The 24,264-nt window shown below is 50.9% G+C and carries 22 protein-coding genes; 14 read left to right on the plus strand and 8 right to left on the minus strand.

Annotation, left to right across the window (positions count from 1 at the left end; all coding sequences use genetic code 11):
• Positions 1-76 precede the first annotated feature (76 nt).
• Genes ubiD through EK22_RS25295 form a run of 5 tightly spaced genes read right to left on the minus strand, consistent with a single transcriptional unit; the run spans position 77 to position 4,577 of the window.
• Positions 77-1,537 carry a 4-hydroxy-3-polyprenylbenzoate decarboxylase gene (ubiD, locus tag EK22_RS14740; protein WP_036252225.1) on the minus strand — a complete coding sequence of 487 codons (1,461 nt, stop codon included), beginning with the start codon at positions 1,535-1,537 and terminating at the stop codon, positions 77-79.
• On the minus strand, positions 1,534-3,573 hold the full coding sequence (prlC, locus tag EK22_RS14745; protein ID WP_036252227.1) for an oligopeptidase A: 2,040 nt from the start codon (positions 3,571-3,573) through the stop codon (positions 1,534-1,536). The genes ubiD and prlC overlap by 4 nt, the downstream gene beginning before the upstream one ends.
• A gap of 53 nt (positions 3,574-3,626) precedes the next feature.
• Positions 3,627-3,899 carry a hypothetical protein gene (locus EK22_RS24320; protein WP_152565117.1) on the minus strand — a complete coding sequence of 91 codons (273 nt, stop codon included), beginning with the start codon at positions 3,897-3,899 and terminating at the stop codon, positions 3,627-3,629.
• A gap of 27 nt (positions 3,900-3,926) precedes the next feature.
• Complete coding sequence (locus EK22_RS14750; protein WP_051961918.1) at positions 3,927-4,397, minus strand: RDD family protein; 471 nt, start codon at positions 4,395-4,397, stop codon at positions 3,927-3,929.
• Positions 4,398-4,577, minus strand: a complete 180-nt coding sequence (locus EK22_RS25295) for a hypothetical protein (RefSeq protein ID WP_020159135.1) — start codon at positions 4,575-4,577, stop codon at positions 4,398-4,400.
• 199 nt (positions 4,578-4,776) lie between these two features.
• On the opposite strand from EK22_RS25295, the gene pcnB reads away from it, so the two are divergent.
• From pcnB to panD, 5 genes are all read left to right on the plus strand, one after another.
• Entirely contained in the window at positions 4,777-6,183 is a 1,407-nt protein-coding gene (gene pcnB / locus EK22_RS14760; protein ID WP_036252233.1) for a polynucleotide adenylyltransferase PcnB, read from the plus strand.
• Between the two features lie 27 nt (positions 6,184-6,210).
• On the plus strand, positions 6,211-6,714 hold the full coding sequence (folK, locus tag EK22_RS14765) for a 2-amino-4-hydroxy-6-hydroxymethyldihydropteridine diphosphokinase (RefSeq protein WP_036252235.1): 504 nt from the start codon (positions 6,211-6,213) through the stop codon (positions 6,712-6,714).
• Position 6,715: 1 nt separating this feature from the next.
• Positions 6,716-7,531 carry a 3-methyl-2-oxobutanoate hydroxymethyltransferase gene (gene panB / locus EK22_RS14770; protein ID WP_027147229.1) on the plus strand — a complete coding sequence of 272 codons (816 nt, stop codon included), beginning with the start codon at positions 6,716-6,718 and terminating at the stop codon, positions 7,529-7,531.
• Positions 7,532-7,534: 3 nt separating this feature from the next.
• Positions 7,535-8,377 carry a pantoate--beta-alanine ligase gene (panC, locus tag EK22_RS14775; RefSeq protein WP_036252238.1) on the plus strand — a complete coding sequence of 281 codons (843 nt, stop codon included), beginning with the start codon at positions 7,535-7,537 and terminating at the stop codon, positions 8,375-8,377.
• Between the two features lie 224 nt (positions 8,378-8,601).
• Positions 8,602-8,982, plus strand: coding sequence for an aspartate 1-decarboxylase (panD, locus tag EK22_RS14780; RefSeq protein ID WP_036252240.1), 381 nt, complete (start codon positions 8,602-8,604; stop codon positions 8,980-8,982).
• Positions 8,983-9,155: 173 nt separating this feature from the next.
• Here the strand turns inward: panD and EK22_RS24325 are convergent, their stop codons facing one another.
• A complete protein-coding gene (locus EK22_RS24325; RefSeq protein ID WP_152565118.1) occupies positions 9,156-9,419 on the minus strand; it encodes a hypothetical protein in 264 nt (87 codons plus the stop codon).
• 392 nt (positions 9,420-9,811) lie between these two features.
• On the opposite strand from EK22_RS24325, the gene rlmH reads away from it, so the two are divergent.
• From rlmH to pmbA, 8 genes are all read left to right on the plus strand, one after another.
• Positions 9,812-10,279, plus strand: a complete 468-nt coding sequence (gene rlmH, locus EK22_RS14790; protein ID WP_036252314.1) for a 23S rRNA (pseudouridine(1915)-N(3))-methyltransferase RlmH — start codon at positions 9,812-9,814, stop codon at positions 10,277-10,279.
• Positions 10,279-10,854 carry a Maf family protein gene (locus tag EK22_RS14795; RefSeq protein WP_036252245.1) on the plus strand — a complete coding sequence of 192 codons (576 nt, stop codon included), beginning with the start codon at positions 10,279-10,281 and terminating at the stop codon, positions 10,852-10,854. Before rlmH ends, EK22_RS14795 begins: the two co-directional genes overlap by 1 nt.
• Positions 10,851-12,305: a ribonuclease G gene (rng, locus tag EK22_RS14800; RefSeq protein ID WP_020159143.1), complete on the plus strand. Its 1,455-nt coding sequence runs from the start codon at positions 10,851-10,853 to the stop codon at positions 12,303-12,305. The genes EK22_RS14795 and rng overlap by 4 nt, the downstream gene beginning before the upstream one ends.
• A 107-nt stretch (positions 12,306-12,412) precedes the next feature.
• On the plus strand, positions 12,413-16,276 hold the full coding sequence (locus EK22_RS14805; RefSeq protein WP_255360592.1) for a YhdP family protein: 3,864 nt from the start codon (positions 12,413-12,415) through the stop codon (positions 16,274-16,276).
• The gene (locus EK22_RS14810) at positions 16,269-17,081 is read left to right on the plus strand and encodes a carbon-nitrogen hydrolase family protein (RefSeq protein WP_036252249.1); all 813 of its coding nucleotides are present in this window, start codon (positions 16,269-16,271) and stop codon (positions 17,079-17,081) included. Before EK22_RS14805 ends, EK22_RS14810 begins: the two co-directional genes overlap by 8 nt.
• 109 nt (positions 17,082-17,190) lie before the next feature.
• Positions 17,191-17,682, plus strand: a complete 492-nt coding sequence (gene bamC / locus EK22_RS14815) for an outer membrane protein assembly factor BamC (protein ID WP_161786446.1) — start codon at positions 17,191-17,193, stop codon at positions 17,680-17,682.
• 56 nt (positions 17,683-17,738) lie between these two features.
• Positions 17,739-19,178, plus strand: a complete 1,440-nt coding sequence (gene tldD, locus EK22_RS14820; RefSeq protein ID WP_036252252.1) for a metalloprotease TldD — start codon at positions 17,739-17,741, stop codon at positions 19,176-19,178.
• A 128-nt stretch (positions 19,179-19,306) separates the two neighbouring features.
• Positions 19,307-20,641: a metalloprotease PmbA gene (gene pmbA / locus EK22_RS14825; RefSeq protein ID WP_036252254.1), complete on the plus strand. Its 1,335-nt coding sequence runs from the start codon at positions 19,307-19,309 to the stop codon at positions 20,639-20,641.
• 31 nt (positions 20,642-20,672) lie between these two features.
• On the opposite strand, the gene EK22_RS14830 is transcribed toward pmbA, so the two are convergent.
• Both EK22_RS14830 and thiO read right to left on the minus strand, forming a co-directional pair.
• Complete coding sequence (locus EK22_RS14830; RefSeq protein WP_036252316.1) at positions 20,673-21,686, minus strand: quinone-dependent dihydroorotate dehydrogenase; 1,014 nt, start codon at positions 21,684-21,686, stop codon at positions 20,673-20,675.
• A gap of 71 nt (positions 21,687-21,757) precedes the next feature.
• Positions 21,758-22,855, minus strand: coding sequence for a glycine oxidase ThiO (gene thiO, locus EK22_RS14835; protein WP_036252257.1), 1,098 nt, complete (start codon positions 22,853-22,855; stop codon positions 21,758-21,760).
• Between the two features lie 319 nt (positions 22,856-23,174).
• On the opposite strand from thiO, the gene EK22_RS14840 reads away from it, so the two are divergent.
• Positions 23,175-24,104: a hypothetical protein gene (locus EK22_RS14840; RefSeq protein ID WP_036252260.1), complete on the plus strand. Its 930-nt coding sequence runs from the start codon at positions 23,175-23,177 to the stop codon at positions 24,102-24,104.
• The last annotated feature ends 160 nt before the right edge of the window (positions 24,105-24,264 follow it).

Genomic DNA, 24,264 nt, shown 5'->3' on the forward strand with positions numbered 1-24,264 from the left:
TCTGCACCGCTGCGGCAGCGGTGCAGATGAAAAATAAAAACCGGTTGAACCCGATGTTCAGTAATGGTTAGGCTATTTAAAATAGAGAGTCCCAGATCTCGTCCACTTTTTTAATGACATTCCGGGACATAGCAATGGGACGCCCCCATTCCCTAGTGGTTTCCCCCGGCCATTTATTGGTCGCGTCAAAACCGACTTTGGAACCCAGCCCGGATACCGGCGAGGCGAAGTCAAGATAATCGATAGGCGTATTTTCCAGTATCGTCAGGTCGCGCGCCGGATCCATGCGCGTGGTTATGGCCCAGATCACATCCTGCCAGTTGCGCACGTCGACATCGTCGTCGACGACGATGACGAATTTGGTGTACATGAACTGGCGCAGGAACGACCAGGTGCCGAGCATGACGCGCTTGGCGTGGCCGGCATATTGTTTTTTCATGCTGATGACGGCCATGCGGTACGAACAACCTTCCGGCGGCAGGTAAAAGTCAACAATTTCCGGGAACTGTTTTTGCAATATCGGCACGAAGACTTCATTCAGCGCCACGCCCAGGATGGCGGGTTCATCAGGCGGCCGGCCCGTATAGGTGCTGTGATAGATAGGCGCCTGACGCTGGGTGATGCGTTCAATCGTGAAGACTGGAAACTCATCGACCTCGTTGTAATAGCCGGTGTGATCGCCGAACGGACCTTCAGGCGCCGTCTCTCCGGGATAGATAAAGCCCTCCAGAACGATCTCGGCGCTGGCCGGAACTTGCAAGTCACTGGTTAGGCACTTGGCCACTTCCGTCTTGCTGCCCCGCAACAGGCCCGCGAATGCGTATTCGGACAGGGTGTCGGGAATCGGCGTGACGGCGGCCAGTATCGTAGCCGGGTCCGCGCCCAGGGCCACGGCAACCGGGAAAGGCTGGCCGGGATGGGCCTGTTGCCACTCCCTGAAATCCAGGGCGCCGCCGCGATGCGCCAGCCAGCGCATGATGACCTTGTTTTTGCCGATGACCTGCTGGCGGTAAATGCCCAGGTTCTGCCGGTCTTTATTCGGACCTTTGGTGATGACCAGCGGCCAGGTGATCAAGGGGCCGGCATCATCAGGCCAGCAGGTCTGAATCGGATAGTCGCCCAGATCGATTGCGTCGCCTTCGCGCACCAGTTCCTGGCAGGGCGGCTCCTTGATCAGCTTGGGCGCCATATTCAGCACCTGCTTGAAAACCGGAATCTTTTCCATGGCGTCTTTCATGCCCTTAGGCGGCTCCGGCTCCTTTAAATAAGCCAGCAGTTCGCCGATGCCGCGCAGTTCCGCGACCGATTCGGCCCCCATGCCCATGGCGACGCGGCGCGGCGTGCCGAACAGGTTGGCCAGAACCGGAATATTGGAGCCTGTCGGGTATTCGAACAACAGCGCCGGACCGCCCTGCTTCAGGGTGCGATCGCAGATCTCGGTCATTTCCAGATAGGGATCGACAGGCATCGTGATTCGCTTCAGCTCACCCTGTTTTTCCAGTTGCCTGATAAAGTCGCGCAGGTCTCTGTACTTCATGCCGCTATGCCGTTGTGCCGCAGTAACGCATCGATGGCCGGTTTGCGGCCGCGGAAGCGCACGAACAGGTCCATGGCATTTTCACTACCGCCTTTTTCCAGAACATTCGTCAGGAACGAGTGGCCGGTTTCCTGATCAAAAATGCCTTTTTCCTCGAATAGGGAGAAAGCGTCGCTGGACAGCACTTCCGCCCATTTATAGCTGTAGTAACCGGCTGCATAACCGCCGGCGAAAATATGCGAGAAGCTGTGCGCAAAACGGTTGAATCTGGGTGGCTTGATAACGGCGACCATATCTCTGACCTGTTCCAGTGTCTGGTAAATGCGGCCGCCTTTTTTAGGGTCGTAATCCCGGTGGATTCTGAAATCGAACAGGCTGAATTCGAGCTGTCTGACCATCATCATGCCGGACTGGAAGTTTCTGGCGGCCAGCATTTTATTGAACAGTTCTTCAGGCAGCGGCTCGCCGGTCTGATAATGGCCAGAAATCAGGTCCAGGGCTTCTTTTTCCCAGCACCAGTTTTCCATGAACTGGCTGGGCAGTTCGACCGCGTCCCATTCGACGCCGTTGATGCCCGATACGCCTAAATGATCGATCTGCGTGAGCATGTGGTGCAGGCCATGGCCGAATTCATGGAACAGGGTCGTGACTTCGTCGTGCGTCAATAACGCAGGATCATTGCCGGCGGGCGGGGTGAAGTTGCAGGTCAAATAGGCGACCGGCGTCTGAATGCGATCGCCGGTTTTCTTGCGGCTCACGCAGTCATCCATCCAGGCGCCGCCACGTTTTTTCGGACGCGCATAAAGATCGGTATAAAACTGGCCGCGCAATTGGCCGTGCTGGTCGTGGATCTCGAAGAAACGGACATCGGGATGCCAGCTGTCAAAGCCGGTAATTTCGCTGATACTCAGGCCGAACAGCTTTTCAACGACGGCAAACAGACCGGGCAAAACGCGAGTGATGGGGAAGTAGGCCTTCACTTCTTCCTGGGACAGCTGGTAATAATGCTGGCGCATTTTTTCCGAGTAATAGCTGATATCCCAGGGTTGCAGGTCGCCGATGCCGTAGTGTTGCCTGGCAAACTGGCGCAATTCCACTAAATCCTTGCGCGCCTGGCGCCAGGACCGGTCGGCCAGGTCTTCCAGGAAGCCGACCACGTCTTCGGATTTTTCGGCCATTTTCTTGGCCAAAGACAGTTCGGCATAATTGTTAAAACCCAGCAACAGGGCTTTTTCATGACGCAAGGCCAGCGTTTTTTCCATGATTTCGCTGTTGTCATAAAGACCGGCATGCGGGCCCTGGTCTGATGCGCGCGTGGCAAAAGCCTCATAATGTTCACGGCGCAATTCCCGGTTGTCGGCATAAGTCATGACTGCGATATAGGAAGGAAACTGCAGCGTGATCATCCAGCCTTCTTCATTATGGCTTTCAGCGGTTTGCCGGGCTCCCGCCAGCGCGGATTCGGGCAGACCGGCCAGGTCATCTTCGTCTCTGATCAGCTTGGTCCAGGCATTGGTCGCATCCATCAGGTTTTCTTCGTACTTGCTGGCAAGCTGTGACAGTTCCTGGCTGATTTCTTTATAGCGTTGCTTCTTTCCGGCATCGAGATCAATCCCGGATAATCTGAAATCCCTTAGCGCGTTCTGGATGATTTTTTGTTGTGCGCTATCCAGCGCAGTATACGCTTCGCTGTCGGCAATGGCCTGATAGGCGTTAAACAGTTTTTCGTTTTGGCCCATTTCAGTCGAATATTCGCTGAGTTTGGGCAGGCAGGCGTTATACGCTTCGCGCAGGGCATCGCTGTTGACGACCGAATTCATATGGCTGACCGGAGACCAGGCCTTGCTCAGGCGATCTTCAGCGTCTTCAATCGGTTCAACCAGGTTTTCCCAGGTGTACTCGGTGGCCGCCTGAAGGTGTTGCTCGACAATGGTGCGGGCGTCGGCCAGCAGCTGATCGATGGCCGGTTCCACATGTTCAGGTTTGATTTGTGAAAACAACGGTAATGCTGAGTTCTGCAGTAATGGATTGTTCATAATTTTAAGAAAGTGGGCTCATGGCTGCATTGATTACGCTTTATGCGGCGCATTCAAGGAAAAGTCAGGGTTAGTCCGCCATATCCCAAGCCGGCATAAACGGGCATGGCATTCGGATAGGTTAAAGCTTTTTTGTTTTCTGAATCAAGGTTGCTGACAAGATTGGCAGATGGCGGGAAAGTTGGGTTCCGGATTTTGATGAAAACTGATGCCGGACATGGGAACGGCTTGCCCGGGACGGCAGATGGATTATTTGATTTTTTTGTTGGGCAGGTGCTTTCTGGCTTGTAATAAAGGTATCGAATAGAACAATACATTGCCATCATGTCCGTTCTTGAGCGGTATTGGCCTTATTAACGCCGTGTCTCTTGCGAATCGAAAAACAAGGCGGTCTTCGATAAATAGTCGTGCCAGCCCCGGCTGTTTTTATCGATAAGAATCCACAAAAATCCCAGACCCAAAAAAGCCCAGGAAATTATGGCGCCTAAAAAACGCAATAATGCCTGTTTCCAACTGATGGGTTCGCCGTTGAAGGTCAGTACTTTTAACTTCCATGATCGTAGGCCCAGGGTTTGTCCGCCGTGAGTCCAGAACCAGCCATAAAAAAGAAAGCTGATAACGAGCAGATAAACAGGGTAAAAGAATTGACGGGAGGTGAATGCTTCTCCGGCATTCAACGGAAGAAGCAGTGCTGTCGCGAAAAACAAAAGTGCGAGAAGCAGAAAGAGATCGTAGATAATAACCGCCAAACGGCGCGAAAAACCAGGTACTGGCGATGAGCCATTATCTGGTTTTAGCTGTTTCTTCTGAGGCGAACGAGACAATTAATCTTTGAACAAGGCCAATTTTTGACCAAAATACATGCACATGGCAATTAACGCTCCCAGCATCGCCAACGAGAACAGAAAAGGCGGTTTATGGAACAGAAGAATTAAGAAATCTGTTACAAAAAGGCTGGTTAGCAAAGGTTGGTCAATGAAGCCATTTATAATCTTTTTGAACATAACAATTCCGTCAAGCACGTTAAGGGTTTGTGCACGTAGTTAAAAAAAGGGTTGTCTGATCTTTATAAACCGTCAAAAACAGTATATTGAGCCGATTGGGATTGCTATTAAAAAATCAGAGACGTGATTTTACTATAATAAAAAGGGGAATGTAAAAGAAAAGAAAGTTGTCAATTGGGATAGAATCATATGAAATGATATGATATTACAATTAAAAAACAGACAAGGTATAAAGACCATTTTAAACTTCTTTAAAAAAATTATTAATCCAGCCAGCAATGAAGCTGAACCTGACGCTACGCCAGCCGTGAAAATATATGCGCGTTCCGAGCACAGTATTTCGCGCTCCCAGATCAGCGAAAATGCATTGAAGGTTTTGTATCGATTACAAAAGTCTGGGTTCCAGGCGTATCTTGTCGGCGGCTGCGTGCGGGATTTATTGCTGGGCCGGGAGCCCAAGGATTTTGACGTGGTCACGGATGCTGATCCTGAACAGATCAGAAAGGTTTTTCGTAACTGCCGTGTCATCGGTCGCCGGTTTCGCCTTGCGCATGTGCATTTCGGACGTGAAATTATCGAAGTGGCGACTTTTCGAGGTGCAGGAGAGGCGCAGAGCGATAAGCAGGTACTCAACAAGGAAGGGCGTTTGTTGCGGGACAATGTTTACGGTACGATTGAAGAAGATGTCTGGCGGCGGGATTTTACAGTTAATGCGCTTTACTACAACATCAAGGATTTTTCGGTAGTTGATTATACCGGAGGCATGGACGATCATAAGACCGGAACTCTCAGGCTGATCGGTGACCCTGAAACGCGTTTCCGTGAAGACCCCGTGCGTATGCTGAGGGCGGTGCGCTTTGCCGTCAAGCTCGGTTTTAATCTGGATCCCGACTGTGAGAAAGCCATTCATGATCTGGCCGAATTGTTGTACGGCATACCGGCTGCCCGGCTTTATGATGAAGCCTTGAAACTGTTTCTATCGGGATACGCCTTGCAGACTTTTGAAATGCTCCGGCATTATGGGTTATTTCAGATATTGTTTCCTGACACCGAGAGCAGCCTGTCGGTTGAGGAAGATGGTTTTCCTAAGTTGTTCCTGATCAAAGCGCTGGAAAATTCCGATAACAGAATAGCCGAAGGCAAAACCGTTACGGCTTATTTCCTGTTGGCCGCATTTTTATGGGAGCCGGTGGCAATACGAGCCAAGGAAAAAGTAGCGAAAGGCATGGCTGAATCAATGGCCTATCAGGAAGCGGCCACCGAAGTGATTTCCAGGCAGAGCAGTAGCACTTCTTTGCCTCGTCATATTACTATGTCGATGCGGGAAGTCTGGACGCTACAGCCCAAATTCAATATGCGTGTCGGTTCCAGGCCCAACCGCTTGTTGGCGCATCCCCGTTTTAGAGCCGCCTATGATTTTCTGTTGTTGCGCGCGGAAACGGGCGGTGCCGATCCTGAGCTGGCGGCATGGTGGGGGCGCTACCAGGAGGCGGATGAAACCGAGCAAAGGAAAATGACCCGGCCTCCGCGCGGTGCTCAAAACGGCAGAGTAAGGCGGAAAAGGACTTATCGAAAAAAAGCCGCCACTCAGGATAAAGGTATTTGAACCGTTTACCTTGAAATGAGTTCAGCTATGAAAAACTCAGACAAAGATCAGGTTGTCGCTTACATAGGTTTAGGCAGCAACCTTGAAAACCCGGCCGAACAGATTAACTCGGCGCATGCGGCAATCGCCGGATTGAATGATGTGGAAGAGCTTGCCTTTTCGAGCTTGTACCATAGTCCGCCGATGGGGCCGCAGGATCAGCCGGATTACATTAATGCAGTTATGGCGATTGCTACAAACCTGCCGGCCATGGATTTACTGAGAAGTCTGCAGCACATTGAACATGAGCACGGCCGTGTGCGCAAAGGCGAACGCTGGGGTGCCAGAACGCTGGATCTGGACCTGTTGATCTATGGTGGGCAACAAATTGACCTGCCTGAGTTGACGGTGCCGCATGTCGGGGTTGCCGAAAGGGCTTTCGTGCTGTATCCCTTGTATGAAATTGCGCCGGAATTGTTGGTGCCGGGCAAGGGTCACATAGCGGATTTGATTAGAAGTTGCCCCTTGAACGGTCTGGAACGGTTGGCCTGAAGTGACTCAGTATCCTTCGCTATCTACGGTAAAACCGTTATCAATTAATGACTTGTCGGCGATGAAACGGCGCGGCGAGAAGATTAGTTGCCTGACCGCTTACGATGCCAGTTTCAGCTTGCTGATCGACAGTGCCGGCATCGATGTGATGCTTGTGGGTGATTCCCTGGGGATGGTGATTCAGGGACATGATACAACGCTGCCGGTTAAGATGGACGACATGGTTTATCACACCCGCTGCGTCAGCAATGCCAGGCGCCGGGCATTTGTTATTGCCGACCTGCCTTTCATGAGCTATGCCACGCCGCTTATGGCGGCCGAAAATGCCGCCCGTTTGATGCAGGCCGGAGGTGCGCAAATGGTCAAACTCGAAGGGGCGCGGACCGAATGCGTCGCTTTTCTGGTCGATCAGGGCATTCCGGTTTGTGGACATTTAGGACTGCTGCCGCAATCCATCAATCAATTGGGCAGTTATAAGGTACAAGGCAAGGAGCGCGTTGAAGCGGAAAAAATTCTTGCCGATGCGCATAATCTGGAGCAGGCGGGGGCGGGGTTGCTGGTTCTGGAGTGTGTGCCTGCGAAGCTTGCCGGCGACATCAGTGCCCAGCTCTCTATTCCTGTCATAGGCATCGGAGCCGGCATCGATTGCGACGGGCAGGTGCTGGTGCTTTATGACATGCTCAACATCGGCGTCGGCAAGCGGCCCCGGTTTTCAAGGGATTTCATGCAAGGCGCCGCCGGTATCGGGCAGGCTATTGCTGCTTATCATGAGGCCGTCAAGCAGTTACAGTTTCCAACACCTGAACACAGCTTTTAAATTATGCGGAAAGTTACTTCAGTATCTGAGCTGCGCGATACCATGGCGAAGTGGCGATTGGCCGGCAAGCGCATTGCATTCGTGCCGACCATGGGCAACCTGCATGCGGGCCATCTGCAATTGGTCGGCGAGGCCGGAAAAAAAGCCGATCGCGTGGTAGTCAGTATTTTCGTCAATCCTACCCAATTCGGAGTCGGGGAAGATTTCGAGACGTACCCTCGCACCGAACGCGAAGATCAGGAAAAACTTGCAACTGCCGGCGCGGATCTGTTGTTTCTGCCCCCTGTCTCGGAAATGTATGTGCCTGATGCCAAAACGGTCGTATCGGTAGTCGGGCTGTCCGAGTTGTATTGTGGGGCGTCCAGGCCGGGACATTTTAATGGTGTGGCGACGGTCGTCTGTAAACTATTCAACATGGTGCAGCCGGATATTGCCTTGTTTGGCCTAAAGGATTTTCAACAGTTGGTCGTGATACGGACCATGGTCAGGGATCTTGATTTTCCGGTGGAAATCGTCGGTGTGGATACGGTCAGGGAGGCCAGCGGTTTGGCGATGAGTTCCAGAAATGGTTATTTGTCCGTGGAAGAAATTAAGGTGGCTCCCAAATTGTATGAATCCTTATGCATGGCGCGCGATGCCATTCTGACTGGAGATCGGCCTTACGCGGACATCGAGAATCGGGCGCTGCTGTTTTTGCGGGAAGCCGGTTTTCAGCCGGATTATTTTGCCGTATGCCGCAGCACAGATCTGAGCAAAGCGCAAATAGAGGACAGGGATTTGGTTATATTGGCGGCGGCAAAGCTGGGCAGGACTCGATTGATCGATAATGTCTATTTTTCCAGGTAAGGACAAAGTCGTCGACGATTTATTAGGTTTGAAAAAGCCATAAATTCTGCTTGAATGGCTAAGGGTGCTGGGCTGAGTGCACCGGTTCAGGCGTAACTCGGCATGCCTGTTGGTGATGATGGATAGAGCTGAACGTTGCCAGTTTCATGATATCTAAAAAGTTGATGCGCTTATGTAATTAATGCATAATGCGCGGTTCTTAAAAGTATTTATATTGTTTTAATATGCAAATTACGATGCTTAAAGCGAAATTACACAGAGCGACGGTAACCCACTCGGAGTTGAGTTATGAAGGTTCCTGTGCAATCGATGGCAGTATTCTGGATCTTTCAGGCATTCGAGAATATGAGCAGATACAAATTTATAATATTAATAACGGCGCGCGCTTTACAACCTATGCTATTCGTGCGGAAGAGGGTTCCGGGTTGTTTTCCGTTAATGGAGCCGCGGCTCGAATGGCCTGTCCCGGCGATTTGATCATTGTTTGCGCCTATGCGATTCTGGATCAAAAAGAGCTGACAAATTATAAGCCTACATTGGTTTATTTCAATGAAAAGAACGAAGTTATACGTTCTTCTCATACCATTCCTGTTCAGGCTGCCTAAGTTGCCTGGCTTGACCGTTTACCGTTAAGCCTTGGTTCTTTTTTTCGGTACAGAATCCCGGTGCTGTTTATCCGAACCTGCCTGTCTTCGAACTTGAGGAAAGTTGCGGTCCTTCTTAAACCCGTCTAAATTGTTGCCCGACAGTTTTACAGAAAGCATTTGCAGTCTCTCCGCTATTTTTGATAATCGTCATAATAGTCTTTTTCAACATCGTAAATAAAACGGTCGACACCATCCCGTACGCCATATAAAAAGCCACAAATGGCTCTTTCCGTGTCTCGGGTCCCTCTATGGATACGGCTGAAGAAACTGACAGTCCTGTTCCTGCTTGGCATTATCGAGGCATTCTGTTCTTGCGAAGTAGTGTGCGCGTTGTTCCAGGCGCAGGACTCGAGACTGGATAGCAGTAAAAGCAAAGACAGAATGTTGAATCGCATGGTAGAGCTCTTGGCAATTGGTTAAAAAACTAATGACGCCGCGGTTAGTATGGGCGGTAGTGTAGTCACACGTCTCTGGTAACGCGGTCATTGGGAGCGGGTAGCGCTTCGTTGAATATCCATGGGCATCCAAGAGTTGCAGTGCTCGAAAAACCGATAGGAAGCTGTCTATGTGTCACACCGGTTAAAAAATTAAGCAAAAACGGAGCCAGAAAGACTAAACTATGCATTTGTGCCAAACAATTAAACTGATGGAATGAAGCTACCGGACGCGTCATTTTTTCCGCGCAATAGGTGCCTGGTATTCAGTCAGTGGCATTATTTACTTAATGGCGGGTTTTGTCTATGAGACTGAATTGCATCAAAATCGTGATCTCTGTATTCTGCAGCGCATGCAAATAAATCTGATTTCAGTAGGAAACCGTATGCCCGACTGGGTGCGGCAGGGTTACGACGAATATGCCAAGCGCTTGCCGCGTGAGTGCGAACTGGTGCTTAAAGAAATTGCGCCGGGCAAGCGGGGTAAAAATAGCGATGTTGCCAGAATCGTTAAAGAAGAAGGCGAGCGTATGCTGGCCGCTATCCCTCAGGGAGTGCATGTCGTGACCCTGGATATTCCCGGAAAGCCCTGGACCACTCCCGATCTGGCGCAGGCCATGAAGCGCTGGCTGGAAAGCGGGCAGAACATCGCCTTGCTGGTCGGCGGACCGGAAGGGTTGTCAGATGCAGCCAAGCAAATAGCCAGGGAATCCTGGAGTTTGTCAACGCTGACGTTTCCGCATCCTTTAGTAAGGATTATCGTGGCCGAACAGATTTATCGCGCCTGGAGTATTCTTCACAATCACCCCTATCATCGATAATGACGGTACAGCTTATTCTCGCTTCAGCCTCGCCCCGCAGAAAGGAACTGCTGGATCAGATCCAGGTCAATTATTTGATTCGTCCGGTTGAGCTTGATGAAACACCTCGTCTCAATGAGGCTCCTCTGGCTTATGTCAAACGCGTGGCAGCGGAGAAGTCGGCTGCCTGTATCGCGAAATTCGGCAGCCAAGTGCCGGTCCTTGCGGCCGATACGGCTGTGGTGCTGGATGACAGGATTATGGGAAAGCCGCGGGATCAGCAGGATGCGATCGCCATGTTGATGCGGTTGTCGGGAAGAACACATCAGGTTTATAGTGCGATTTCGCTCAGAGGGCGCGAGCACTGGCAGGCAGTCAGCGTTACCGATGTCACTTTCAGGACGTTGACGGAGCGGGAAATGCTGGCTTATTGGCACAGCGGTGAACCGGTCGATAAAGCCGGAAGCTATGCCATTCAGGGGATGGGCGGGATATTTGTATCGTCTATAAGCGGCAGCTTTTCCGGCGTGGTCGGCTTGCCTTTGTTTGAAACCGCCGAACTATTGGCTAAACAGGGAATAGAGCTGTTCAAATGAGCGAAGAAATTTTAATTAATGTTACCCCGCCCGAGACTCGTGTTGCCGTTATTGAAAATGGCGTTCTGCAGGAGCTGATCATTGAAAGAAGCCGACAAATAGGTCTGGTCGGCAATATTTATAAAGGTGAGGTGTGCCGGGTACTGCCGGGTATGCAGGCGGCATTTGTCGATATCGGACTGTCCCGGGCCGCATTTCTGCATATTTCCGATTTATGCAGCAGGGAACTGGAAAAAAAGCGCTCGGAGAATATCGAACACTATCTGCACGAGGGTCAGCACATCGTCGTGCAAGTCGTCAAAGATCCCATTGGTACAAAAGGCGCGCGCTTGACCACGGAGATATCAATTCCATCGCGGTATCAGGTATATATGCCTTATGCCAACAACTCAGGCGTATCTCAGCGCATTGAGTGCGAAACCGAGCGAGCCCGGCTGCGCGCATGCATTGATTCCTTCCGGCAGCAGCATGGCTGTGGCGGTTTTATCGCCAGAACAGCGGCGGAGTGCGTGGAAGAGGCGATATTGTTTTCGGACATGACGTTTTTGCTGAAGCTGTGGGAATCGATTCTGGCCAAAATCGCCACAGCCAAGCCCAAGCAGTTCATTCATAAGGATTTGCCGCTCAGCGTCAGGACTTTAAGGGATTTATATAAGGAATGCATTGAACGGATTCGCGTGGACTCCAAGGAAACCTATCATCGTCTGATCGAGTTCGCTGAAGTGTTTGTGCCGGAAATGGTGCCGATCATCGAGCACTACACCGGTGAATGCCCGGTCTTTGATATATACAGTGTCGAAGATGAAATTCAAAAGGCGCTGGAACGCAAAGTCAAATTGAAATCAGGCGGACATCTGGTGTTCGACCAGACTGAAGCGATGACGACGGTCGATGTCAATACCGGCGGTTATGTCGGCGGACGAAATCTGGAAGAAACGATTTTTAAGACCAATCTAGAGGCGGCGCAGACAATTTCTCGTCAGCTCAGACTGAGGAATCTGGGCGGGATCATCATTATCGATTTTATCGATATGCAAAGCGAGGAGCATAAGAGACAGGTCTTGCAGGCGCTGGAGCGCAATCTGGAAAAAGACCATGCCAAGACTAAGATTACCGAAGTATCGGTGCTGGGCTTGGTGGAAATGACGCGTAAAAGAACCCGCGAAAGTCTCGAGCATGTACTCTGCGAGCCTTGCAAGGCCTGCGGCGGACGCGGCGTGCTGAAAACCGCCGAATCCATGTGCCTGGAAATATTCCGGGAAATTATCCGCGAAGTCAGGCAATACAATGTTCAGCAGTTGCTGGTGCTGGCTTCCAATGAAGTCGTGGAAATGTTGCTGGATGAAGAAGCCGATATGCTGGCCGAATTGGAGGCCTTCCTGGGCGTCCAGATCAAATTCAGGGCGGAAGCGGAATATAATCAGGAACAGTACGATGTCGTGCTGCTTTAATTTAATGCAGTGCTGTAAGGGCGAATTCATTCGCCAAAGACGATCAAAGCCGCTTTCATAAAGCGCGAATTCAGTAGCGGGATTTTTTAATATGGGCCTTTAAATCTGTGCCTGTTTTTGTAATCTACCATCTTACGCGAGCAACGCGACATTTTGTCTTTTGGTCCTTGATCGCCATAGCCGTCGGCCTAAGCGGAGTGCGTTTACTATTATCCGGAATCGAAAGTTACAAAGCCGATCTGGCAAGCACTATCGAAGAGCTCGTCGGCGCGCCGGTGGAGATTGGCCGGTTACGCGCCAGGATGCGCGGGTTTAGCCCTGAATTGGTGCTTGAAGACATTGATATCTTATCGCGGGACACCAGTAATAAGCCTCCCATTCAGTTCAACGAAATACGCCTGGGCATCAATTTGCTCGATATGCTGGTCAACAGGCAGCTTTTGTCTTCTTCATGGGTCTCGCTGGTCGGCGCCAAACTGACCGTTAAACGCCAGCGCGACGGAAGCCTCGCCATAGTCGGCCTGAAAGCCAGCGAGGGGCAGCCGCTGTGGTTAATGCAGGGCGGCAAATATGAGATTTTGCACAGTGAAATCAGCTGGCAGGATGAACAAAGCGATAGCCCGCCTTTGACATCCAGTAACGTGGATCTGGCGATCATTAATACTGACGATGCCGGACACCATCGCATTAATATGCTCATGAAGCTGCCGCAACAGGTCGGTGACACGCTCAAGGTGTCCATGGATTTCAGCGGCAATGTTTTTGAAGCGGCGAGCATTCATGGCACGGCTTATATTGAAGCAGGCCATATAAGGCTGGCTGAGTGGGAGCAATTCGGCCTGCCGCTGGACTTGCGGATCGGTTCCGGCACCGGCGATTTTAAAGCCTGGATCGACTGGCAAAACTCGCAACTTGCCTCGGTTACCGGTGAAGCGCAAATTCAACAAGTGAAGCTGGCTCGCAAAGACAAGGGAATGTTTCCTGTCGAGCGGTTAAAAACCCGGTTTCAATGGCAGGCCAAAGACCTTCGGTGGCGGCTTGACGTCAGGGACTTTGAGCTGGAAACAGCCGATGCGGCTAAAAAAACAATTAAGCAATGGCCGGCAGCCGATTTCAGCGTATCCGGTGATTTTACTGAAGACCGCTGGCCTCGAAAAATGGCGGTATTCGTCAGGCAGCTGGATTTAGAGGAAGCCGCCGGCCTTGCCCGTTTTTGGGCGCCTTTGTCGGATCGGCAGTCAAAGATGCTGGCGCAAGCCCGGCTAAAAGGCTTGATTGAGAATGTTTCCGTGTTTGCCGATTGGGAAGATGAGCGCTTTGCCGTCAACGGCCGCTTTACCGGCATCGGCATGGCGGCGCTGCCATCGATTCCCGGTATAGAGAATTTAACCGGCCACCTGAAAGGCAACGACCAATACGGTACTGTGCGGCTGGCGACTGAACAGGCCCGATTAACGTCGCCAGGATTGTTTCGTAACGCGCTATCGATCGACAAACTTGACGGCGCTGTCAATTGGCGGCAAACAGCATCAGGCTGGACTTTGTTCAGTTCGATGATCAGTCTCGATAATGCCGATTTTCAGAGCCGGAGCCGATGGCGTATGGAGATACCTAAATCCGACGCATCGGTTTTCATGGATCTGCAAAGCGAATTTACCGGCCATGATGCCGGTAAAGCCAAAAATTATCTGCCGACGGGTATTATGGGCAAGCCGACTGTTGATTGGCTGGATCATGCGTTCATCGGTGGCCGTATCAAAAATGGCGGTTTGCTGATCCATGGCAATCTCGAAGATTTCCCGTTCAAAAATGGTAACGGAGTTTTTGAAACCCTGTTTGAAGTTGAACAGCTAAAGCTGGCCTATCATCCGCAATGGCCGCCCATCACCGACATGGCTGTGAAAGTGCTGTTTCTAAATGAGGGCTTAGTTGTTGACGTAAAGCAAGGTCGAACCGATAAAACCGCGATTAAACAGGCGGAAGTGACGATTCCATCGCTGGACGACAGCGATTATGTACAGATCAGGGGGCAATTAGCTGGCGAGATTGGCCGGGTTCTGGAGTTTTTACAACATACGCCATTGAATTCGCCGGTCAATGCCGTGCTCAACACGATTACGCCAGCTGGAAATACCGAGGTCGCGCTGGACTTGAAAATTCCTTTGGTTGACACGGTAGATGCCAAAGTCGATGGCTCGGCGCGGTTGAATAATGCCAAGTTGACCGTTAACTCGCTGGATCTGCCGGTAAAAGGCATTTCCGGTATCCTGCAATTCGATGAGCGGGGGGTGTACAGCGACACAATTCATGCAATGGCTTTAGGCCACGCCATAAAAATCAATATGAATAGCGATGAGCTGCGGACGACGGTCAATGTCTCCGGCCGTGCCGGCGTGGATGATCTACAAGCGCAATTCAAAATGCCCTGGTGGCGCATTGCCGAAGGTGAGACGGCATATCAGTTACAGTTGCGGTTACCTTATGACGATAAGGAGCCGGAACTTATGGTTCAGTCCACGCTGGCCGGTATGGCACTGGACTTACCCGGCGTTCTGGCCAAAAGCGCGATACAGCAAAGATCACTGGCGCTGAAATTTGGCCTGAAGGACGAAGCGTTATTGCCTATAACATTAAATTACGACAATAAACTGAAAGCAGCCATTAATTTGAACGCCAGGCAGCAACTTATTTATTCGGGCCATGTTCTGGTCGGGGCCGGGGAAGCGATCCTGCCGCAGGAAGCAGGAATCAAACTGGAAATCAATCGCAATCGGCTGGATTTGCCTGACTGGTTGAGCCTGTCGACGGCAGTCGCTCGGGATCAGGAGGGTAGCGGTGCTATGGCGGACAACATCAAGGAAATCAGAATTCATAGCGGCGAAGGCATGTGGAAGAAAACCGCGCTGGGGGTTTTTGACCTGACGCTCAAGCGGGATGACGGCTATTGGTCCGGCGATATCAGCAGTTCGTTCGCACGGGGGAAACTTCAATTACCTACAGACTTTAACGGTGCTGGCGGCATAAAACTGGATATGGATTTGCTGGATATTTCGGCTTTAAAGCAATTCAAGTTTGAAGGGGCTGTAGCAAATCCGGAACACATGCCTTTATTGAATATTACCAGTCGTGAAACACTATGGCAGTCGGTCAATCTTGGCCAGTTGCTATTGGAAACAGAGCGCATACCGGAAGGTATCCGTTTCAAGCGCGTGGAACTGCTTGAAGAAAAAGAAAAACTGATACTGTCGGGCACTTGGAAACGATATGAATCACAGATAAAAGGACAGCTGAAAACCCCGCGCTGGGGCCGGCTGCTCGCCCGTCTCGGGATTACGAAAGATATGACTGAAACTAAGGGCACGATGGGGTTTGACCTGCGCTGGCCGGGAGCGCCGCATCAATTCTCGCTACAGGATCTGAATGGACAGGTCGATGTCAATTTAAAAAACGGACGCATCCTCAGCATAGAGCCGGGATTCGGCCGGGTACTGGGTATGTTGGCGGTAGCTCAATGGATTAAACGTTTGCAACTGGATTTTAGTGATGTGTATGAGGAAGGTTTAACGTTTAACACCATCAAAGGACAGTTTAATTTATTAAACGGCATAGCAACGACGCATAATCTCGATGTCGATGCCGTGCCTGCAAAGATTACCATTGTAGGAGATACGGATCTGGTTAACGGCACCATTGATCACAATGTGCGTGTTGTGCCTAAAAGTTCTGAAGCAGTGCCTATTGCTGGTACAATTATGGGGAAAATAGCCGGCTTGGTCGCGCGCTCGCTGACCGGCGAAGACAAAGAAGGGTTGTTCTTTGGTTCGCAGTACCAGGTGAAAGGCGAGTGGGGGAATGCGGAAATTATTCCGTTGCATGAAAACGATGGTTTGTTGCAGAAAACCTGGAATGGTATTACAGAATTTCCCTGGTTGCAGCAACATAAGAATAATAAAGAGAGAGAAAATGAATAAATGTGCGGCGATACAAATGGCATCGAGTCCTAATATCAGCTCTAATCTGCTGGAAGCTGACAAGTTGATTGGTGAAGCGGCAAAAGCCGGCGCCAAGCTGGTGGCCCTGCCGGAAAATTTTGCCCTGATGGGAGAGCATGAATTGGATAAAGTTCGTGCGAAAGAGGTTGACGGCTCGGGTCCTATTCAGAATTTTTTATCCTCGGTCGCCAAAAAATACGGGGTTTGGGTTGTTGGCGGCACGATTCCATTGGCGGCCGATGACAGCAATAAAACGCGAGCGGCTTGCCTTGTTTATAACGATCAGGGCGAACGGGTGGCACGATACGATAAAGTGCATCTGTTTGATGTCAATGTGCCAGGTACGAATGAAGTCTACCGCGAGTCGGATTCCATTGAATGCGGTACGGAGCCTTTGGTTATTGACACGCCTTTCGGCAAGCTCGGTATAGCCGTCTGTTATGACCTGCGGTTTCCGGAGTTTTTCCGTAAAATGGTCCAGCAAGGCATGGAAATACTGGTGATTCCTTCCGCGTTTACCGCCGAAACAGGGGCGGCGCATTGGGAAATATTGCTGCGCGCACGCGCGGTAGAAAACCTGTGCTATGTAATCGCGCCAAATCAGGGCGGCTTTCATGTGAATGGCCGAAAAACCTTCGGACACAGTATGATTATTGACCCGTGGGGAGTCGTGCTGGACTGCTATAAAACCGGCGGCGGCTTCGTTTGCGCGGACATTGATCTGGAACGCCTGGAAAGAGTGCGCGCCGCATTTCCGGCATTAAGTCATCGTCGTTTCTTTTAAATAATCAATGATGTGGAAAAACATTAAAAATCAGCCTCATATTGTATTGTTGACTGCCACCTTGGTTTCCTGCGGGACGACTGAAGAGGTTCGTTACCGTGACACGGCAATGCTCGAGAGACCGCCGATACTGGTGACCTATAGTGCGGTCGAGAAAGAAAACAAAATAGCCGATAGCGATGAGCCGGAGGCGGAAGCCAAAACCGGTCTGGGAACTAATGTCTACATGTCCAGTTCAAATTCGTCATTGCTGATTATCAAGCAGTCTTTCGATGAAGCGTGGAATACGTTTGCGCAGGCGTTGAAGCAACAGGAGCTGGAAATAACGGACCGTAATCGGGAGGAAGGGGCTTATTATGTCACCTATGATCCTGACAGTTACCAAACCGGCGGCATTTTCTCCTTTTTCAATGATGAATATATTGAAGAAGGCTATTTGCTGAAATTGACACCTAACGGCGCTGAAACGGAAATAACCGCCGAAGTCGTTAATCAACCCGGTCCGGACAGTTTGGAAGACAATGAGCGCCCGGTGGATGGCGCAGAAAAGCTATTGATATCATTGTACAAAACCCTGCACGACGATCTGAAAAAAAAATAGAGTATTTATCCTGCCCGGAACTATCTGTTGGGCGAATAACCTAATTTAAATTTTGTATGGAATTATTAAACCTAGCAAGACAGTCCATTTTGGCGCCGGCCGGCATACAGGATGGCGATATTGAGAGAATCATTAACCAGCTGCTCAGCGCGCCGGTTGATGCGGCCGATATTTACTTTCAGTCCAGCCATTTCGAGTCCTGGGTCATGGAGGGCGGTATTATTAAGGAAGGCAGCCATAATATCGCCCAGGGCGCCGGCGTGCGCGCCGTATCGGGCGAGAAAACCGGCTTCGCCTATAGCGACCGGATTGAGCTGCCGGTATTGCTGGAGGCCGCCAATAATGTCAAAGCTATCGTTCGGCAAGGGCAGGAGGCTCAGGTCGGCATCGTAAAAGCGGCTAGTTGGCCGCTTTATTATGCGCCGCTGAACCCGCTGAAATCCTTGGCCGACCAGCAGAAAATCGATTTATTGTGCCGGGTCGACAGCGAAACGCGTAAGCTGGACAGCCGAATCGAAGAGGTTATCGTTAGTTTGGTCGGTGTTTACGACAGCATTCTGGTGGCCAATCAGGACGGTTCGCTGGCGGCCGATGTTCGACCATTGGTGCGCATGAATGTGTCGGTGATCGTGCAGGAAAACGGCCGCCGCGAACAGGGCAGCATGGGGGGCGGCGCGCGTAGCGATTACAGCGGGTTTATCGATAAGGACAAAGCGCTCGAGTACGGCAGGGAAGCGGTCAGGCAGGCGCTGGTCAACCTGGAAGCCACCGAGGCGCCGGCCGGCAATATGACTGTCGTGCTGGGTCCAGGCTGGCCGGGTATTTTGCTGCATGAAGCGATAGGGCACGGTCTGGAAGGTGATTTTAATCGCAAAGGCACGTCCGCCTTCAGCGGCCGGGTCGGCGAACGGGTTGCCTCTGATTTGTGCACTGTCGTTGATGACGGCACATTGCAGGGCCGGCGTGGTTCGTTAAGCATCGACGACGAGGGTACGCCGACCGAGAAAACCGTATTGATTGAAAATGGTATCCTGAAAGGCTATATGCAGGACAAACTCAATGCCCGCCTGATGGGCGTTAAACCGACCGGCAACGGCCGGCGCGAATCCTATGCGCATCTGCCGATGCCGCGTATGACCAATACCTATATGCTGCCCGGGCCGCATAATCCAGAAGAAATCATAAGATCGGTAAAAAAAGGCCTTTATGCGAAGAACTTCGGCGGTGGCCAAGTCGACATCACTTCCGGCAAATTCGTATTTTCCGCCAGCGAAGCTTATCTGATCGAAGATGGCAAAATTACTCGTGCCGTTAAAGGCGCGACCCTGATTGGCAACGGCCCCGATGTCTTGACCAAGGTATCCATGGTCGGCTCAGACCTGGAGCTGGACAGTGGCGTCGGCACCTGCGGCAAGGACGGACAGAGCGTGCCGGTCGGCGTCGGCCAGCCGACGTTGAAAATCGATGGCTTGACTGTCGGCGGAACCAGCGTTTAGATGAAGATGAACTATCAGAAGTTATAGTCGCCGCGAAGATTGCGAGGATAAGCATCTCGTGTTCTTCGTGGCGGAAACCGAAGACACTTTTAGGCGTTTAAGCTTAAATAACAATAGCTCAAGAGAATATGTTGCAGACTCAGGAAGAAATCAGCCGATTAAAAACGATTGTTCAGTCCATACTGGATGAGGCTAAAAATCAAGGCGCCAGCGCTGCCGATGCCGGGTTGAGCCAGGAAAGCGGTTTATCCGTAACGGCCCGTCTCGGTGATGTCGAAACGATAGAACACCATCACGATCAGGGGCTTGGTGTGACAGTTTATTTCGGCCAGCGTAAAGGTTCTGCCAGTTCGACGGATCTGTCGCCGGAGTCGATTAGGGAAACCGTCAGTGCGGCTTGCAGTATTGCCCGTTATACCAGTGAAGACGAGTATGCCGGCTTGCCTGAGAAAGAGCTGCTGGCGACTGAGTTTCCGGATCTGGATCTGAACCACCCATGGGATCTGCGCGCCGATGAGGCTATTGCTCTGGCGATCGAGTGCGAAAATGCCGCGCGCGGTTATCATGCGGAAATCAGCAATTCCGAAGGTGCATCGGTCAATACCCATCAAGGCATCCGGGTCATGGGCAATACGCTGGGCTTTCTGCAAGGCTATGCATCGACCCGCCATTCCTTGAGTTGCTCAGTACTGGCGCAGCGCGGCGACAGTATGCAGCGCGATTACTGGTATACGGTGGCCAGGGATGCCAACAATCTGGAATCGGCCGCCGATGTCGGCAGAAAAGCCGCCGAGCGGACCTTGCGGCGTTTGCAGGCGCGTAGTTTAAGTACGCGGCAATGCCCTGTCATGTATGCGGCCGAGGTGGCCTCGGGACTTTTGGGATCATTTATCGCTGCGATCAGCGGCGGCAATTTGTACCGTAAATCATCGTTTTTGCTCGATGCGCTCGATAAGCAGGTTTTTCCGGAATTTGTCCGTATTCACGAGCAGCCGTATTTAAAAGGCGCCTTGGGAAGTGCCAATTACGACGGCGAAGGTGTGGCGACACAAACGCGCGATATTGTCAGCGGCGGCATTTTACGCGGTTACGTACTCAGTAGCTATTCGGCCCGTAAGCTTGGCATGCGCAGTACCGGCAATGCCGGCGGCGTGCATAATTTAACGATAGATCCCGGCGCATACGATTACCAGGGCATGCTGAGGCAATTGCATACCGGTTTGCTGGTGACCGAGTTGATGGGGCAGGGTGTTAATATGGTGACCGGTGACTATTCGCGCGGCGCGGCCGGATTCTGGGTGGAAAACGGCGAAATACAATATCCGGTCGAGGAAATCACGATCGCCGGCAATTTGAAAGACATGTTCAGGAACATAGTGGCTGTCGGCAATGATGTCGATTATCGCGGCAATATCCGTACCGGCTCGATACTGGTCGAACGCCTGTCTATTGCCGGAGAGTAAGGGCGACCGGTCGGTCGGCCGCCTTTATTGATTATAAGTGTTTGACAATATCTTCTATTAACTGCGGCCCTCTATAAATAAGGCCGCTGTATATCTGCACCAGACTCGCGCCTGCGGTCAGTTTTTCACGGGCGTCGGCCGCACTCAAGATGCCGCCGGCCGCGATAATCGGGCAACGTCCGTTCAATTCACTGGCCAAGCCGCGCACAACCGCCGTGGATTTGGCTTTTACCGGAGCGCCGCTTAAACCGCCCGTTTCATGCGCCAGCGGATGGTCTGCAATCATGTCGCGCGCAATTGTGGTATTGGTAGCGATAACGCCGTCGATTTCAAATTCCAGCAACAGCCGGGCAATATGGTTGATTTCATCAATCGTCAGGTCCGGTGCGATTTTCAGCACTAAAGGCGTATATTTTCCACATCCTTGCTGTAGCTTGAGTTGTTCCTCTTTTAACGCGGAAATAAGGCGCTTGATTTCATCGCCTTGCTGTAGTTGGCGCAGATTCTTCGTATTCGGAGACGAAATATTAATGGTGATATAACTGGCAGCGGCATAGACTTTGCGCAAGCCGATCAGATAATCATCGACGGCGCTTTCGATCGGCGTATCGAAATTCTTGCCGATATTAATGCCCAGGATGCCGTTGTAACGACTTTGTTTTACCTGGGCCAGCAAATGATCCAAACCTTGATTATTAAAGCCCATGCGGTTGATGATGGCCTGATATTCGGGCAGCCTGAACAGCCGCGGCTTCGGGTTGCCGGGCTGCGGTCTCGGCGTTACCGTGCCTATTTCCACAAAGCCGAAGCCCAGGGCAGCCAAGCTGTCCAGGTAATCGCCGTTCTTATCCAGCCCTGCCGCAAGGCCGACAGGGTTCTTGAATTCCAGCCCCATGACAGTCGTAGGCTTGTTTTCGATGGCAGGGTAGATCAGTTTTGATAAACCGGAGGCATGTGCCATATTCAATAGTTTCAGCGTGACTTCGTGAGCGGTTTCGGGGTCAAGCGAGAATAGCAGCGGGCGGAGCAAGGGATAAAGATTCATGGCGGCGAGTGTTCTGGGTAAAAAATTGAAGATCAAGAAATCCGTATATACGATTTGCAGGTGCTCGGGTACTAATGCCGGCTCGATAGTTTGTAAGGTTCCGGCGCCACAGCTTCAGGGCGGCCCAGGATAAGATCGACCATCAGTTGCGCGGATGCCGGTCCCATTGCCAAGCCGTTTCTGAAATGGCCCGCATTGATACTTAAATTGCTGATTTCTGAATGTTTGTCGATATATGGCACGCCTTGTTCAGTGCCTGGTCTTAATCCCGCCCAATGATGTGTCAGCGGATAATGGTTAAGCGCAGGCAGTAGTTTTAATGCGAAACTTTCCAGTCTGTTTCTTGCTTCTTTCGATGTGATTTTGTTGAAATCATCCTGTTCCACGGTGCTGCCCGCCAGAATTTTTCCATCCAGGCGAGGGATCAGATATTGGTCTTCATCCAGTACCATATAAGGCAATGTATCCCGTTCGGCTTCAAACAGCAGCATTTGGCCTTTAACGGGCACGACTTTCGGCGCATTGCCAATGGTCGGAAAAAGTTCTTGAAACAATTGGCCGGTCCAGGCGCCAGCGCAAATTATCAGTTGATTGACGGAGAACCGACCGGAGCTGGTGGTGACGGCGGTGATGCGGTCTCCTTCCAGCGTAATGCCTTTTGGCACGCACTGTTCAACCAAGTTGGCGCTTTTATTGATCAAATCCTGTTTTAATGATTTGACTAAGCGAGGGTTACGGGCCTGAGCGATGTCGGGTAACCAGAGCGGGTTGTCGGGTTCTGCGTTGATACGACTGAAAAACTCGGCACCAGCCGGTTCAAAGCGGACATTGTTACTGTTGCACCAGTCGATGGCGGCGGCCAAGTCAGGGTTCTTCGCTATCAGTAGTCCGCAGGGATTCCATTCCGGATCTATTCCGGTTTCGGCTTTTAGTTGCGCGGCTAGCAGCGGATATAATGTCAAACTGTGAATGACCAGGCGCGTAATCGCATCCGGTTGACGCCAGGGGTAAAGCGGCAGCAAAATACCACCCCCTGCCCAGGATGATTCCTGGCCAATCTGGTTTTTTTCGATAACCGTCACCGTGGCGCCGGCCTGTAAAAACTCGCGGGCAGTCAAGAGGCCGATAATGCCGCCGCCAATGATAGTGATATCCGGAATTTTGCTCATAAATGTTTAAAGAAGCGAATAGCCGTTAGTGGAAAATATTGGCATTATAACTCACTCAAAAGGTTGCGCGGCACGACCGGAGATTTATTTGGTCGCATGATGATAAATTGCGACAAAGTTGTTGTTTTTTTTATACAAAAGTATAATTAAAACGAAACTTTTTTCATTACTCATTGATAATTAAAAGTTTTTAATTTTTTTAAAAATAGGGTTAAAACTTGTAGGGAATCAGTTTTACTGCTATATTTAGGCCGTGAAAAAAGCTTTGTTGTAATAAGGCAAATTTTATAAAAAATAACAACCTCATGAGGGGGAAGCAATGACATTTACAAAAACTAAATTAGCGCTGGGTATCGCCTCAGCAACTTTAACGATGGCGGGTGCCTTGATTTCTCCACAAGCAGCCGCTCATTCCAAGGCAGAGCGTGTTGCCGAGGCTGCCAACAGCAGAGCTGAAGCCCTGGAAGCTCAAATGCAGCAAATGTCGCAAATGATGCAGTCCATGCAGGCTGAACTGAATCGCGTCAAAGCCGAAGCCGCTCGTCCTGCCGCAGACTCCGAAAAAGTTCAGGAACTGGATCAATGGATGAATTCTGTTAAATCCGAACCGGTTAAAGCTGAAGCTAAAGACCATACTTTCTCGGTTCGTGGCGGCTGGATGCATTTTAACGATAACCGTGGCTCGACAACTGATGCTTTTGGTGCGGGCACAGGTGTAGGGACAGACATATTGACCAGTTCAGTCGATAAAGATGCCTTCTATTATGGTGGTGCGATCGATTTCAACATGAACAACGATCTGTTCGGATTGATGGATCATACTTCATTCGGTATTGAATTGGGAATCGAATATGCTGAAGTGGGCGATAGAAAAGAGAGCGGGTTAACTAGAGCTATTACTACATTAGATGCAGTTAATGGCAGTCCAGTACCTGCCGGAAACTTGCAACAAAGCGTAACCGTTAACATGTTAAGAATCAGCGCTTCGCCAAAAGTCAAATTCATGCATGGCAGCAAATTCAGACCGTGGCTGATTCCAGTCGGCTTGGACATGAACATCATCAGCCCGCCATCCGATGCGGTTACCGTACTGAACACTGGTATGCAGTTCGGCGCCGGTGCTGAATACGAACTGCTGAAAGGTATCGTTATCGGCGCGGATGGCCGTTATCATCATACTTTTGACGATGTTGACGGCGTCGATACCGACGGCTTCACGCTGGGCGGTTCTGTCGGTTTCAGATTCTAAGTTCAATACTCAGAAAAAAATCCGACCAAATACCCAAAAAGGGTATAAAGGGAAGGGGATTAGCTCCTTCCCTTTTTTTATGCGCGAAGAAAAAATAACCGCAAGGTAAAAGGCTCAAGGTAAAATAGCATTTTTTCCGGTTTCTGCGCTCGCCTATGAA

The organism is Methylobacter sp. BBA5.1 (genome assembly GCF_000746145.1).
Taxonomy (GTDB): Bacteria; Pseudomonadota; Gammaproteobacteria; order Methylococcales; family Methylomonadaceae; genus Methylobacter; species Methylobacter marinus.

Bases quoted from the DNA above. Each gene is read 5' to 3' on its own strand.
- bamC (WP_161786446.1), top strand. From the start codon at position 17,191: ATGCTCGAGAGACCGCCGATACTGGTGACCTATAGTGCGGTCGAGAAA.
- EK22_RS14830 (WP_036252316.1), bottom strand. From the start codon at position 21,686: ATGAATCTTTATCCCTTGCTCCGCCCGCTGCTATTCTCGCTTGACCCC.
- EK22_RS24320 (WP_152565117.1), bottom strand. From the start codon at position 3,899: ATGATGGCAATGTATTGTTCTATTCGATACCTTTATTACAAGCCAGAA.
- thiO (WP_036252257.1), bottom strand. From the start codon at position 22,855: ATGAGCAAAATTCCGGATATCACTATCATTGGCGGCGGCATTATCGGC.
- pcnB (WP_036252233.1), top strand. From the start codon at position 4,777: ATGATATTACAATTAAAAAACAGACAAGGTATAAAGACCATTTTAAAC.
- panD (WP_036252240.1), top strand. From the start codon at position 8,602: ATGCAAATTACGATGCTTAAAGCGAAATTACACAGAGCGACGGTAACC.
- ubiD (WP_036252225.1), bottom strand. From the start codon at position 1,537: ATGAAGTACAGAGACCTGCGCGACTTTATCAGGCAACTGGAAAAACAG.
- panC (WP_036252238.1), top strand. From the start codon at position 7,535: ATGCGGAAAGTTACTTCAGTATCTGAGCTGCGCGATACCATGGCGAAG.
- tldD (WP_036252252.1), top strand. From the start codon at position 17,739: ATGGAATTATTAAACCTAGCAAGACAGTCCATTTTGGCGCCGGCCGGC.
- prlC (WP_036252227.1), bottom strand. From the start codon at position 3,573: ATGAACAATCCATTACTGCAGAACTCAGCATTACCGTTGTTTTCACAA.
- EK22_RS14840 (WP_036252260.1), top strand. From the start codon at position 23,175: ATGACATTTACAAAAACTAAATTAGCGCTGGGTATCGCCTCAGCAACT.
- rlmH (WP_036252314.1), top strand. From the start codon at position 9,812: ATGCAAATAAATCTGATTTCAGTAGGAAACCGTATGCCCGACTGGGTG.
- folK (WP_036252235.1), top strand. From the start codon at position 6,211: ATGAAAAACTCAGACAAAGATCAGGTTGTCGCTTACATAGGTTTAGGC.
- EK22_RS24325 (WP_152565118.1), bottom strand. From the start codon at position 9,419: ATGCGATTCAACATTCTGTCTTTGCTTTTACTGCTATCCAGTCTCGAG.
- pmbA (WP_036252254.1), top strand. From the start codon at position 19,307: ATGTTGCAGACTCAGGAAGAAATCAGCCGATTAAAAACGATTGTTCAG.
- EK22_RS25295 (WP_020159135.1), bottom strand. From the start codon at position 4,577: ATGTTCAAAAAGATTATAAATGGCTTCATTGACCAACCTTTGCTAACC.
- EK22_RS14810 (WP_036252249.1), top strand. From the start codon at position 16,269: ATGAATAAATGTGCGGCGATACAAATGGCATCGAGTCCTAATATCAGC.
- EK22_RS14795 (WP_036252245.1), top strand. From the start codon at position 10,279: ATGACGGTACAGCTTATTCTCGCTTCAGCCTCGCCCCGCAGAAAGGAA.
- rng (WP_020159143.1), top strand. From the start codon at position 10,851: ATGAGCGAAGAAATTTTAATTAATGTTACCCCGCCCGAGACTCGTGTT.